The sequence below is a fragment of the Bacillus nitratireducens genome, from assembly GCF_001884135.1.
Classification (GTDB): domain Bacteria; phylum Bacillota; class Bacilli; order Bacillales; family Bacillaceae_G; genus Bacillus_A; species Bacillus_A nitratireducens.
In genome coordinates this window covers 25,076-37,652 of sequence record NZ_MAOC01000025.1, presented here as the reverse complement: position 1 = coordinate 37,652, position 12,577 = coordinate 25,076, and the positions used below count along the sequence as shown (strand labels likewise).

Below are 12,577 nucleotides of genomic sequence, written 5' to 3'. Positions count from 1 at the left end.
TAATTCCACAACTTCTTCTATTGCTTCCTCAGTTGCTTCTAATTCCACAACTTCTTCTGCTGCTTCCTCAGTTGCTTCTTCTAATTCTTCTTCAAAAGCATCTGGTATTTCTATAGTGATTGTTTCTTGAAGCTTTTCATCTGTTGTTACAATTACTACATCTTCTGAAGATTCCTCTTCAACTTGATTTGCTACAACTTCAGCAACAGTTTCTTCTATTTCTGTACTACATTCAATTTCTTCTCGTAATATTGTTTCCACGTTCTCTACTTTAGAATCTATTGACTCTTCTTGTAGAGTTTCTTCGTTATTTTCTTTATTCGATAACTCCACTACATCTTGTTCTTGCTGCAAGGCTTGTACAGTTGTATCCTCTTCTTCCAACTTTCCTACAGTTTTATGAAGCAACTGATCACTCTGGCTTTTTTCTAATGAAGGAACTTGACTCTCAACCTCGTAACCATTTTTCTCTAACCATGCATCCACAACCGATTTTTCTTTTACTTCACTATTTTTTTGTGTTTGTTCGTTCAGTTCTTCCTTATTAGACGAACCTTCTTTTTTGCCTGCTGAAAAATCGGATAATGTATAGCCCTTTTTCTCTAACCATGCGTCCACAACTGATGTTCCTTCAATGGATATTTCAAGATCTTCTCTTTCCTTTTCTTCCTCCTGTACAACCTTCTTTTCTACTGAAGGACGATTATATCCATAAATCGGCGAAATCATCTCTGTTGGACGAAATGGTCTACGGTTACTTTCTTTTGATGGGACGGATGCTTTTTTTACGATAGGCTCTTGTTCCTGTTCATATTGCAATTCCGGCTCTTCATATGTAGGAACTGCTTTTTCCACATATAGTCGTCTGCTTCTTTCCACTTTTATTCCGCTTTGAGCAGACGGCTCTTCATATGTTACTACTTGAACAGGTCGTTCTTCAAAGTGCTCTATTTCTCTTACATCCTCTTCATCGAACCCATTATCCGGTATTAATGGAAAACGGCATTTCCCTGCATTTCGACTTGCCATTTGTGCTTCTCTTGCTTCAGTGTAGTGGTTTACACGAGGAATTTTCGGCTGACTTTCAATTTGTGCCGGTACTTCTTTATTCATCACTGTTTTTTCTTCCTCTTTGTTAAACAGCTTTTTCATCCAATCTAACATGTTTACCACTCTTTCTACTAAATAGTAACATCCTTTATTGTATCAGCATTCGGCAAAAAGTGCAGGTAAAATTAAGCATATTAGTTTTATCCATAATATTCTAATTCGCGATTGTTTTTCTATATGAAAAACGAGGTCTTACATGTAAGACCCCGTTTAATCTTTACTCTTCCGATATTCATCCACACTATCCGTTACACTTTGCAATAAAGAATTTACATACTGTGGGTCAGATAATTTTTTGTCTTCTTCAGGGTTTGACATAAATCCAAGTTCCAATAGTACTCCCGGAACTTTTGACCAATTAAATCCAGAAAGATCATCCCGAAATTTAATTCCATTTACTTTCACCTGATGATTTTGCCTCATTTTGTTTATAATTGTTTGAGAGATTTGAAGACTTTCCGCATAAATTTCTTTCGTATATGGACTTCCTTCTGCTGGCGTCAATACAGCGAACCCACTTTGGTTTTGGTTTTCAGAACCGTCTGCATGAAGACGTAAAAATAAATTCGCCTTATGATCATTCGCAAATGTCGCTCTTTCCTTATTACTTATATCAACCTCATGAGCCGTTCTCGTCATCAACACTTGTATACCTTTTGCTTCCAGTTTTTCTTTCAATAGAAAAGCCATTTCTAATACAAGAACTGATTCCCTCTTTTTCGTTACAACACCAGTTGTACCATCTGTCACTTTATATTTTTGCGTCGCTGCTCCTGGTCCAATCGGCTCTAAATTTAAATTCGCTTTTTGTTGATGCCCTGGATCAATAACGACAAGAAACTTTCCTTGTTTTTCATTACTCTCTACTTTTTGCTCATTATTTTGCAGCGGTTGTTCAGTTGGCTGCACTGGCGTAGTTTCCTCTTTCTTTTCCTCGGCTGGCACTTCCTCCTGCTTATGTTCCACTTGCTCATTCGTTTGAATTGCTTGCGGTTCTTCTTGCTGCTTTTCTACCGGTGCGTCTTCCTTTTTATCATCGTTTTTTTGTTGTACAGAAGATGTTGTTTCTTTTTTCGGCTCTTCTTGCGAACAACCTCCCATATATATTCCAATGAATGCAATCATGCTCATTATTTTTATATACTTCATGCTTCTCTCCCATCACTTTGCACCGGACTCAAAGTATTTCTTATAATTGTTGTATAATCTCATCCATACTTCCAATATAAACAGGCTGCCACGTTTCTGTACCACGCTCTGCAGTATAAACCGGATAAACGTCATCATCCACATTCACGAAAACTGGATCGCCCATATCCGTTTCATATCCGATCGAAATCCATCCTTCTTGCCACTTCCCATTCCCTTCACTTATTAATGAATTTTTATGTTTATCATATCGATAACCGACTTGCCCTTTTTCTAATTCACTTTCGCTAAACAAATAAATTTCATAGGAACCTAACTCGATATCTTGCTGTTTTGAAGTTTCAATTCGTTTCAGAAGTTCTGCAATTTTTGGTTGTTGTTTCATACGTCTATCCCCTTCTTTTTTCTAAATTTTACCTAATACATTTTCAAAATACAATATAGATTTTGAAGAGAAACGTTACAATCCTAAGAATTTCGCATAAAAAAATAGCCCCACATATTGTGAGACTACTTTTTCTTATATCAATTAAAATTTAAATTCTTGTCCAACTTCAAAGCTGTCTTCTAATACAAGAATACCTTTTTCTTGTGGAGCGTCTGGAAGCTCTAATTCACGTGCAGAGCAAATCATTCCAGAAGAAGGAACACCGCGAAGTTCAGCTGGTTTAATTAACATACCACTTGGCATTACAGCGCCGATTTTTGCAACGACAACTTTTTGTCCTGCATCAACGTTTGGTGCACCACATACGATTTGTAATGTTTCTGTACCGATTTCTACTGTACAAATGTTTAATTTATCAGCATTTGGATGCTTCTCTTTTTCAGCTACATAGCCTACAACAAATTTCGGCGTAAAATCAGCTTCTACTTTTTCTTCAAAGCCATTCTTCGCTAAAATTCCGTTAATTTTTTCAACAAACTCTTTCGTTAATGTAACGTTTCCGTTATCTGTTACTTCCACATAAGAAGATGCATTAAAGATGTTGAATCCTGCTGTTACGTTGCTTTCACGATCGTATACACGAGCAACATCTCCTTTGCGGTCAAATGTACGGTTTTCTAAAGTAATATCTTGTAAGGTAACAATTAAAGTGTCACCAATTCCTTCAAGGTTGTAAAAAACGTTCACTTCGTTCATCCTTTCTCTTTTCCATCTGTCTTCTTCCGATTCTTCGCTAAAATAAAGATTGGTTCGAAGTCCCCATCTTCATATACGAATGAAAGTGATGTAATCGGAACATGCCCTTCGGCAAAAAATTTCATTGTCATTTGTGCAATAATATCATAACCGATTTCGTTGACGATATCAGCAATAATTAATACATCTTGGTGAGGAACTGCCACAACCATGTCACCAGAGATCTTTTCACGCATCGATTGTAGTAACGATTCGTTTAAAATACGAGTCGCATCATACCCATCATTTGTGTTTAAAAAGTAGAATGTATTACCTGCTACTGTGTCCTGCTTAAATTCATAACCTAATGAGCGAGCATTAAATAATGCCATTTCACGTACTTGTTGCTCTGTAAGCTCTAATTTTTGCAATAAACGCTCATCAATTAATCGATACGTTTTATTAGAATCTAGCGCATAGTAAATACGTGTTTCCGCCGTGTGGTCCGTCATAATAAACGGATTTCCTTCTTCTGATTGTTTCGGGAAAGAAGTAGAGCGAATAACAGGTAAAATTTTCGCCGTGCTATTTTCTTCTTTATGCATTGCAATTAGCGCTTCTTGTACGTAATAAGCGACCTCTTCAATCGCCTTTTCTTTATTCACTTCCCATTTTGCTACTACTCCTGGAAGTGATACGTTAATACCTTTTTTCGAGTCTGTTTGTTCAATACGAAGAACTTCTTTCTCGCTATCATAATGAAAATTCCATTCTGGTCGAGATAATTTCTTCATTAACTCGTCTTTCATCTTTTTACTTGTCATTTTCATCTCTTTTTCCTCCCTTCCAAAAAAATAACCTCCCCCGCGAAGGTAGAGGTTGTTTTTACAATTCAATTGGCTAATTGTCTTATTTTAAACCTTCAATAAACTCTTCGATTTGCTCTTGTGTTTTACGATCTTTGTTTACATAGCGTCCAGTTTCTTCACCTTTATTGTACGCTACAAAGCTCGGAATGCCAAATACGTCTAATTTCACGCATAGATCAATAAACTCATCACGATCTACATAGTAAAATGAGAAATCACTATACTTCTCTTCTACTTCTGGCATAAATGGATCAACGAAACGGCAATCTGGGCACCATTCTGCTGAGAACATGAAGACTACATTCTCTTCATTTTTTAATTCTTGGAATTGTTCCATGCTTTCTAATGATTTCATCTATATTTCCTCCTCTAACGAGTGCACTTTTTACACTATAATCTTTTCTTTATACTACCATACATCGCGCATGGTGCAAGGTTTATGCTTGCTTTTCATCATACTTATATTGCCCAACAAGTAACTTAACAACGTGTACAAATAATTCAGTTCGGTCGACATAATCATCTGTAAAAATACCGATAGCACCTTCATGACTACGAATATCTTTTCGCTCTACAAACTCTTCCATCACTTCACCTAGCTCTTTTCCTTCTTCAAGAGGTGCTAAAAAATCGTCCGGTAACTTAATACGTGCCCCGCCAGCAACAAATGTTTTCCCATCACTTGTCGCTAGCGCGCCCCAGTTGCACATAAATAAACCGTGCGCTGTTTTCATTACGCCGCCTTCTAGCCCAATACCGATTTGAGCTTCTCCTTCCTGCAGCGCTCGCTTCGCTCTATTTACCGCTCCTTGCATTGTCTCTTCATCTGAGAAAGGCTGGTTTGCTACTCCTGATGGAACAGAAAGAGATGTAACTTCAGCATCTTTCCAAACCTTCTCCACAGCCCCAACCTTCGTTTTATTCTTCGATCCAACTACTACTTTCATTTTGTTCACCTCTATAAAATTCATCTTTTCGTCTTAATAAAACCACCCTTTATACGTGGTACGAGCATCTATTAAAAACTGACCGCTACCACTCACCACTGGGTCACCTATTCAACCTAAAAAAGAAGGTGGCTTCCCTCAACATTACCGTCCTCGAACTCAAAACCAACCTTCCTCTCTCTTCCTACCCGCAGTCTTAATACATCGCTCGAGCACCAACTAGGCACTGACCGCGCCCATTCATCGCTGGGTCATCTATTCAACCTAAAAAAAGAAGGGTTTTTCACCCTTCCTCTTTACGCGTTATTCTTAATTGTCTCTAACGTCGTTTTGTCCGTCGCTCTCACAAGCTTCGTAATTAGTTCCTTCGCAGCTGCATAATCATCAACATGTAAAATAGAAGCATGTGTATGAATATAGCGTGCACAAACACCAATTACTGCTGATGGGATACCAGAGTTACTTGTATGTACACGGCCTGCATCTGTACCACCTTGTGAAATAAAGTATTGGTACGGAATGTTATGTGTTTCTGCTGTATCTAAAATGAATTCGCGCATTCCTCTATGAGTTACCATTGTGCGGTCATAAATACGAAGAAGAGCACCTTTTCCTAATTGACCGAACTGCGTTTTATCACCAGACGCATCGTTTGCTGGACTTGCATCAAGCGCATAGAAAATGTCTGGCTGAATCATATTTGCAGCAGTTTGTGCACCACGAAGACCAACTTCTTCTTGTACAGTCGCACCAGAGTATAATGTGTTTGGTAAAGTTTCGTCTTTTAACTCTTTTAGTAATTCGATTGCAAGGCCACATCCGTAACGGTTGTCCCAAGCTTTCGCCATAATTTTCTTTTCATTTGCCATCGGCGTAAACGGGCAGATTGGCACGATTTGTTGTCCTGGTTTTACACCAATCTCAATCGCATCTTCATAGCTATCTGCACCTATATCAATTAACATATTTTTTATATCCATCGGTTTTGCACGTTGCGCGTCACTTAATAAATGAGGAGGAATAGAACCAACAACCCCAATAACAGGACCATTCTTTGTCATAACTTGTACGCGCTGTGCTAATAACACTTGGCTCCACCAGCCGCCTAACGTTTGAAAACGAAGCATTCCGTTTTTCGTAATTTGCGTAACCATGAAACCTACTTCATCCATATGACCTGCTACAAGAACACGTGGGCCAGTTTCGTCCCCTTTTTTCAGACCAAATACGCTACCTAAACCGTCTTGTACAATTTCATCCGCATATTTGCTTAATTCTTGCTTCATAAAACGGCGTACATCATGTTCGAAACCTGATGCACCTTGTAATTCTGTTAACGTACGAAATAATTGTAATGTCTCTTTATTCACGAAGTCCCCTTCTTTCAAACCTTAGTAGAATACCTCTTTTATTGTAACGAAATTTTCGAAATGTTTCTAGTTTCTTCTTTTTTAGTTGCGTTTGCATTATAATTATTATCGGTACACTATTTTTATTTTACAGAATTGAGGTGAATATATGAGCTGGAAAGGTTTAGTAGCAGGTCTTGGCGTTGGGTTCGCAGCTGGTTATTTCGTTGCAAACAAAGTGCAAGAACAATCCCATATTTCTTCAGAAAAAGCATTGAAAATGGTGAAACAAGCATTAAGTCATAAAGGTGAAATTACTGGCTCTTGGGTACATATGGTTCCAGAGACATTTGAAAAATATGATGTCGCATACGAAGTGTATCGCGGTGGCCTTACAACGATGTTAGATGATATACAAGAAAGATTTGAATTTTTAGTTGATGCTAAAACAGGCACTGTTTTAGAGGTTATAGCAGCATAAAAAGGAGGGTTCCCATTAGGTGAACCTCTTATTTTTTTAATCGCCGACAATAAAAAAAGAGGCTGCTCCAACAAACATTCTGGAACAACCTCCTCTTTTTAAGCTTCTATACTCGTTTTTCGCTCTATTTTTTCTACGATATGCCCTTCCTCATTCCACTTTACTGCACGGTAATACGCGTCATGATAAAACGTAAACCATGCTTCTTTCTCAGCACCATACTTCATCCACTTTTGTTTATGTTCAATCGATGTCATTGGATAGTCATCGTAGGCCATTACCCATAATACATTTTGATGTGCATGCGTCGGTAAAATGTCTGCTAAATGAAGCATCGTTTCACCCTGACTTTCAAGGACGACAACGGCATGTCCATCACTATGACCACCCGTATGCGCCATTTTTATTTCATCCGTAATTTCTATTTCTTGCTGAAAGGTAACAACTTTATCTACAATCGGCTCCCAATTTTCCGTCCAGTATGTATTACGCGATCTAATATTTGGATTCCTCATTTCATTCCATTCCGTTTCACTTACGTAAACTTTCGCATTCGGAAACGTAGGCACAAAGTGATCTCCTTCCCGCCTTGTTAAACCAGATGCATGATCAAAATGAAGATGCGTCATTAAGACGTAATGAATATCTTCAGGCTTTAGACCCAGTTTTTCTAACGATTCATAAACCGATGATTCTTCTGTTACACCTTGATTTCGCTTCATTTTCTCATTTAACTTACCGTTTCCTATTCCAGAATCAATAAGCATGTTTCCTTCTTTCGTTTGCAAAAGTAACGGATCTGTTCGTAAATAAATATGGTTTGTATCATTATGTTGATATTTGCGTGACCAAAGTACTTTCGGCACAACTCCAAACATTGCACCTCCATCTAAATGTGTATTCCCACCTTTTAGCCATGTCACTTTTATATTTCCAATTTGTAAATGTTCCATCTTTCATCCCCCTTTCTTTTTAATATTAACATAAAATTCTGATTGTTTTAGCTACAAAAAAACCTATGCATTACTGCATAGGTTCTGTGCGATATCTCGCTTCAACTCGATAAATACGATGACCTTTACTAGAGAATTTCTCTTCGTATTCTGTCATAATGTTTCCTTCATAATCACTATTATGAAGATCTAGGCTAAGGTAAGTTAATAACATACCATACTCAGCCATACTCATAAGAGAGTATTCAAATAGGCCTTGGTTATCAGTTTTGAAGTGAATTTCTCCACCCTCTACTAACACTTCTTCATAATTGCGTAAAAACGTTTTATACGTTAAACGACGTTTCATGTGACGATTCTTCGGCCATGGATCTGAGAAGTTTAAATAAACGCGGTCGATTTCACCTTTTGCAAAGAAAACTTTTAAATCTTCAGCATCTTTATTAATTAACTTTAAATTCGGTAATTCTTCTTCAATTAATTTATCAAGTGCATCTACAACAACACTTGTGAATTTTTCAATTCCAATATAATTAATATGTGGATTCGCTTTTGCCATATCATACATAAAGCGGCCACGTCCTGTACCTACTTCAATATGAATTGGTTGTTCATTTCCAAATACTTCTTTCCAGTTACCAGCGCGCTCTTCTGGGTTTCCGATTACGATATGTGAATATTCATTAATTCGATCCATTGCATAAGGTTTATGTCTTAAACGCATAGATGTCTCCCTCTCTTTACAAAACTATTTTAAAGGAAAAATTCCTTCTTTCTGTTTTAATCAATCTATCAAACAAAAAACCAAGCACGTACGAGCACTCGGTCCGTTTCTTTCAAGTATAAGATGTACCATTTTGATAAAAACTACATAAAGCATTAAACATTCCATGACGAAACAGCTTTTTCTCTTACATTTCCAGTGAGAGAAAAACACTCGAAAGGATGATCCGTTCATGCCAATTAATCAACAGCATCAATTAGAAGTGTTAAAAGATATTTTAGTCAACCATCAAAGTGATTGCTGCGGGACAGTTTCTGAATGCGAGCAATTAGAGCGCCTCATTCAATCGTTACTCGCAAACGATAGTATAAGTAGTGACGCTAAAGCAATGCTAAACGATGTATATTCTTATAGTCAATCGGGTAAATCTTCCTCTAATTTGGACAACCATATTTCCAATAATCAAGAACAACTTACTCAGTGGATTGCTGGAATGGACAATTTTTCTTAAGTATTATTCTGAAGCAAGTAGTTGCTGTAAATATTGATGCCAATATTTAGCTTCTGCTTGCTGCTTTTTTGTTGTGTGCCATTGAATAGATAAAATCGTTTGTGCTATAACATACCATCTCATACGCCTAAGCAATGATTCATCTAGTTCAACATCATAATATCCGAGCCACTCACTCCATTCATGACGCGGAACATACCAATATAATAACATACCAAGGTCTAAAGCTGGGTCAGCAATCACAGCTCCATCCCAATCAATTAAAAACAATTCATCTTCATCCGACAATATCCAATTGTTATGGTTTACATCACAATGGCATACAACGAATTCATCGTACTCAATATCTTTTAATGACTCTGTTAAATATTGAAGACCTTGCTGAATTGTTTCATCAACTCTTATATCTCCTCTTAAAACAAGTTGTAATTGTTGTAATAACTCTTGCGCATGAAGCGGCTGCTTTCCTAGCCTTTGAATCATCTGCACAAGCGCTTTAGAGGAGTGTATTTTCTTCAAAAGTTTCGCAACACGTTCTAGTTTCATATCCTCTGGCTCTAACTTCTGTCCCGGAAGCCATTTTTGCGCAGAAATTACATCACCGTTCGTTACCCTTCTTGTCCAAAGTAATTTTGGAACAATTCCTTCTGCTGACAATACCGCTAAAAAGGGCGATGTATTCCGCTTTAAAAATAACTTTTGTTTTCCGTTTTGCGCAATATATGCATCGCCCGTTACTCCACCAGCCGGTATAAGACTCCACTCTTTTCCTAATAATTGTTCCAACCATTCCATATTCATTACCCGTTAACAAATCCTTATCTTTTATAGTTATGAAAAGAAAAACCGCAACATTTCTACACATGTTGTGGATTCATATATTTTACTGTAGTTGAATGAAAAGAAAACTTGGCATAAGCCGAAAACAGGATAAATCCCCTGTTCTTCTAGTTTATTTTACAAAATCACTCATAGAATGACAACTTATCAAAATCGTCACCTTTGTCAATTCTACATTTATTACATTCTCACCGTCAAGTAGCGATTTGTCACATTATCGCCAATATATACGTGCTAGTTGGAGCCATTTCAAGTTCCTTTCCTCTAAATGAAGAAATTGGCTGTGTTTTTGCTTGCTTTTCGTTTACTATCACATGCCACGTTTCTTCTTTTGGAAGCTCGACTATTTCATTTTGCAAACCACTATTGAATAACACAACAATCTCTTTCCACGGTCCGAAAGATTCTACATTTTGCAAATGGTATGCAAGTGCTTCTTTTGATGTTTGCAAAAAAGTCATATGCTTTTTTATAAGATCAGCGCTTTTTAATCGGAATGCCCCATGCTCCTTCCGAATCGCGATTAAACCTTTTATATAATTAACGGTCTCCATCTCTGTTTCTTTTTGCTCCCAATCTAATCGATTGATTTCATCATTTGCATTATAACTATTTTCGTTTCCTTGCTTCGTACGATAAAATTCTTGCCCTGCATGTAAGAAAGGAATCCCTTGCGAAAGAATAACTATTGCAGTTGCTAATCGATGACGTCTTTTCAAAATTTCTTCTGATTCTGGATTACTCTGCACTAGTTTATCCCACATCGTCATATTGTCATGACATTCTACATAGTTGATGCTTTGCATTGGCTCTAGGAATAATCCTGTTTCTTTCATACTTAAAAGACTACCAGCTACTATATACTGCAAATGATTACAGTCTACATGCCCACCAAATGCAAAGCCACGTTTATTTATATTAAAAGTACTTCCTTTTATTCCATCACGAAATTGATCATTAAACTGCGCGATACATGGCATTTTATTCGCGTTATTTAACGTAGCTTTCTCTCCAAGAGGAAGTGGTGTTTGTAAATCCCATCCTTCACCTAATAACAGCGCATCATGCTTTATTTTTCGCACTTCTTTTTCTAACACATTCATCGTTTCAACATCTAAAATTCCCATTAAATCAAATCGGAATCCATCAACATTGTATTCAGTAAGCCAATATAAAACAGATTCTAGAATAAATTTCCTCATCATTTTCCGTTCAGATGCTATATCATTTCCAACTCCCGTCCCATTAGAAGGCATACCATCTTCACCATGACGAAAATAATATCCCGGGACAAGCTTCTCAAATGATGATAGCTCTCTTTCATAAACATGATTATATACAACATCGATAATTACCCTGATGCCGCACGCATGAAATGTTTCAATCAGTTGTTTACACTCTACTATCCTGTTGTACGGATCAGAGGGGGTTGTAGCATAAAATCCTGTTGGTGCATTGTAATATAATGGATTATAACCCCAATTATATGCGGAAGCAGGATTCGCCTCATCTACACCGCCGAAACAATATAAAGGTAATAGTTCAACATGTGTAACACCTAAATCTTTTATATGAGATAATCCCGTTAACGTCCCATTTCGTCCCGTTGTCCCCTCTTCTATCAACCCTTTATATGTTCCCTTATTATTCACTCCACTGTTTGGATGAATAGTAGCATCACGAATATGCAGTTCATACAATATGGCATCTGTCATTGACTGTAATGGTGGTAATTCCTGTCGTTTTGTTACATTCGTCTTTTCCAAATCGATAACAATGCCGTATTTCCCATTTACAGTCACTGATTTTGCGTAAGGATCCACTGCTTCATTCCATATTAAATTAATACATACGAGAAATGTATATTTTACTCCGGCTAAATCGCCTTGTAATGTATGAGTCCAAACTCCGTTTTCTCCTCTGTACATTTCATAATCGATATATTCTTTATCACTTTTATAAATTCTTACTTTTGCAAGCCTTGCAGTTGGAGCCCATACTTTAAATATCGTCACTTCTTTTTGATACACAGCACCTAAATCTGTACCTTCGTAATAATACTTTTCATCGAAAATTGCTGTTCGAATCACAGCGCCTATTTGTAAATCTGTTTCTTCGTTCCGTTCATCTCGTACTGTATAATATTTCCCCACATCTAGCGGCTCTTCTATAAAGCACTCATACTTCGTTGCATCTGGAAGAGCAATAGTATGAGCAATCGGCAATTCTTTCAAATTGCTTCCTTCTTGTAAACGAAATGTCCGGCTTGTTCCATACGCATGCGGGAGCAAAATTGTAATTTTATTCATTTCATCTAAATAGGCATCAAATGGACGTTTTACTTTCAACATAAAAAAATCACCATCATTCTTAAAGTTAAAATAAAGTGAAACTTTAATCAGTGGGAAGGCTTTACCCCGCTGATTATTAGCCCACACCAATCGGGCCTTTATGGGCAGTAGATCTCCCACCTAACTTCTTTGCTTTATCCTAATTTTGAGGTGGGAGTCTTACTGCCCGC

13 protein-coding genes and 1 pseudogene are annotated in these 12,577 nt (G+C 37.3%); 2 read left to right on the top strand and 12 right to left on the bottom strand.

What is annotated here, in order from left to right:
* The 8 genes and pseudogenes from BAU23_RS09720 to BAU23_RS09685 all read right to left on the bottom strand — a co-directional run.
* Positions 1-1,164 (bottom strand): annotated as a pseudogene (locus tag BAU23_RS09720) (DNA translocase FtsK); the annotation flags it as partial.
* A 156-nt stretch (positions 1,165-1,320) separates the two neighbouring features.
* Positions 1,321-2,259 (bottom strand): N-acetylmuramoyl-L-alanine amidase, encoded by a 939-nt coding sequence (locus BAU23_RS09715; protein WP_000874058.1) that lies wholly within the window; start codon positions 2,257-2,259, stop codon positions 1,321-1,323.
* A 40-nt stretch (positions 2,260-2,299) separates the two neighbouring features.
* On the bottom strand, positions 2,300-2,644 hold the full coding sequence (locus BAU23_RS09710) for a hypothetical protein (protein ID WP_016130354.1): 345 nt from the start codon (positions 2,642-2,644) through the stop codon (positions 2,300-2,302).
* Positions 2,645-2,788: 144 nt separating this feature from the next.
* On the bottom strand, positions 2,789-3,403 hold the full coding sequence (ytpR, locus tag BAU23_RS09705) for a YtpR family tRNA-binding protein (protein ID WP_001006781.1): 615 nt from the start codon (positions 3,401-3,403) through the stop codon (positions 2,789-2,791).
* A complete protein-coding gene (locus BAU23_RS09700) occupies positions 3,400-4,212 on the bottom strand; it encodes a DUF1444 domain-containing protein (protein WP_000784610.1) in 813 nt (270 codons plus the stop codon). Before BAU23_RS09700 ends, ytpR begins: the two co-directional genes overlap by 4 nt.
* A gap of 79 nt (positions 4,213-4,291) precedes the next feature.
* On the bottom strand, positions 4,292-4,606 hold the full coding sequence (locus tag BAU23_RS09695) for a thioredoxin family protein (protein ID WP_000838192.1): 315 nt from the start codon (positions 4,604-4,606) through the stop codon (positions 4,292-4,294).
* A gap of 82 nt (positions 4,607-4,688) precedes the next feature.
* Positions 4,689-5,198 (bottom strand): DUF84 family protein, encoded by a 510-nt coding sequence (locus tag BAU23_RS09690; protein WP_016130355.1) that lies wholly within the window; start codon positions 5,196-5,198, stop codon positions 4,689-4,691.
* A gap of 296 nt (positions 5,199-5,494) precedes the next feature.
* Positions 5,495-6,568 carry a M42 family metallopeptidase gene (locus tag BAU23_RS09685; protein ID WP_001031515.1) on the bottom strand — a complete coding sequence of 358 codons (1,074 nt, stop codon included), beginning with the start codon at positions 6,566-6,568 and terminating at the stop codon, positions 5,495-5,497.
* Between the two features lie 148 nt (positions 6,569-6,716).
* Between BAU23_RS09685 and BAU23_RS09680 the strand changes: the two genes are divergently transcribed.
* Positions 6,717-7,028, top strand: coding sequence for a PepSY domain-containing protein (locus BAU23_RS09680; RefSeq protein ID WP_000118537.1), 312 nt, complete (start codon positions 6,717-6,719; stop codon positions 7,026-7,028).
* Between the two features lie 98 nt (positions 7,029-7,126).
* On the opposite strand, the gene BAU23_RS09675 is transcribed toward BAU23_RS09680, so the two are convergent.
* Both BAU23_RS09675 and trmB read right to left on the bottom strand, forming a co-directional pair.
* Positions 7,127-7,981, bottom strand: a complete 855-nt coding sequence (locus BAU23_RS09675; protein WP_000400673.1) for a YtnP family quorum-quenching lactonase — start codon at positions 7,979-7,981, stop codon at positions 7,127-7,129.
* Between the two features lie 70 nt (positions 7,982-8,051).
* Complete coding sequence (gene trmB, locus BAU23_RS09670; protein WP_071734251.1) at positions 8,052-8,705, bottom strand: tRNA (guanosine(46)-N7)-methyltransferase TrmB; 654 nt, start codon at positions 8,703-8,705, stop codon at positions 8,052-8,054.
* A gap of 232 nt (positions 8,706-8,937) precedes the next feature.
* On the opposite strand from trmB, the gene BAU23_RS09665 reads away from it, so the two are divergent.
* Positions 8,938-9,216, top strand: coding sequence for a YtzH-like family protein (locus tag BAU23_RS09665; protein ID WP_001122236.1), 279 nt, complete (start codon positions 8,938-8,940; stop codon positions 9,214-9,216).
* 3 nt (positions 9,217-9,219) lie between these two features.
* Here the strand turns inward: BAU23_RS09665 and BAU23_RS09660 are convergent, their stop codons facing one another.
* Positions 9,220-10,017, bottom strand: a complete 798-nt coding sequence (locus BAU23_RS09660; RefSeq protein ID WP_071734249.1) for a phosphotransferase family protein — start codon at positions 10,015-10,017, stop codon at positions 9,220-9,222.
* Between the two features lie 248 nt (positions 10,018-10,265).
* Positions 10,266-12,407, bottom strand: coding sequence for a type I pullulanase (pulA, locus tag BAU23_RS09655; protein WP_000921712.1), 2,142 nt, complete (start codon positions 12,405-12,407; stop codon positions 10,266-10,268).
* Positions 12,408-12,577: the final 170 nt, after the last annotated feature.

What these genes read in the sequence shown, in the direction of transcription:
- BAU23_RS09715 (WP_000874058.1), bottom strand. Translation starts at nt 2,259, where the DNA reads ATGAAGTATATAAAAATAATGAGCATGATTGCATTCATTGGAATATAT.
- BAU23_RS09710 (WP_016130354.1), bottom strand. Translation starts at nt 2,644, where the DNA reads ATGAAACAACAACCAAAAATTGCAGAACTTCTGAAACGAATTGAAACT.
- ytpR (WP_001006781.1), bottom strand. Translation starts at nt 3,403, where the DNA reads ATGAACGAAGTGAACGTTTTTTACAACCTTGAAGGAATTGGTGACACT.
- BAU23_RS09700 (WP_000784610.1), bottom strand. Translation starts at nt 4,212, where the DNA reads ATGAAAATGACAAGTAAAAAGATGAAAGACGAGTTAATGAAGAAATTA.
- BAU23_RS09695 (WP_000838192.1), bottom strand. Translation starts at nt 4,606, where the DNA reads ATGAAATCATTAGAAAGCATGGAACAATTCCAAGAATTAAAAAATGAA.
- BAU23_RS09690 (WP_016130355.1), bottom strand. Translation starts at nt 5,198, where the DNA reads ATGAAAGTAGTAGTTGGATCGAAGAATAAAACGAAGGTTGGGGCTGTG.
- BAU23_RS09680 (WP_000118537.1), top strand. Translation starts at nt 6,717, where the DNA reads ATGAGCTGGAAAGGTTTAGTAGCAGGTCTTGGCGTTGGGTTCGCAGCT.
- BAU23_RS09675 (WP_000400673.1), bottom strand. Translation starts at nt 7,981, where the DNA reads ATGGAACATTTACAAATTGGAAATATAAAAGTGACATGGCTAAAAGGT.
- trmB (WP_071734251.1), bottom strand. Translation starts at nt 8,705, where the DNA reads ATGCGTTTAAGACATAAACCTTATGCAATGGATCGAATTAATGAATAT.
- BAU23_RS09665 (WP_001122236.1), top strand. Translation starts at nt 8,938, where the DNA reads ATGCCAATTAATCAACAGCATCAATTAGAAGTGTTAAAAGATATTTTA.
- BAU23_RS09660 (WP_071734249.1), bottom strand. Translation starts at nt 10,017, where the DNA reads ATGAATATGGAATGGTTGGAACAATTATTAGGAAAAGAGTGGAGTCTT.
- pulA (WP_000921712.1), bottom strand. Translation starts at nt 12,407, where the DNA reads ATGTTGAAAGTAAAACGTCCATTTGATGCCTATTTAGATGAAATGAAT.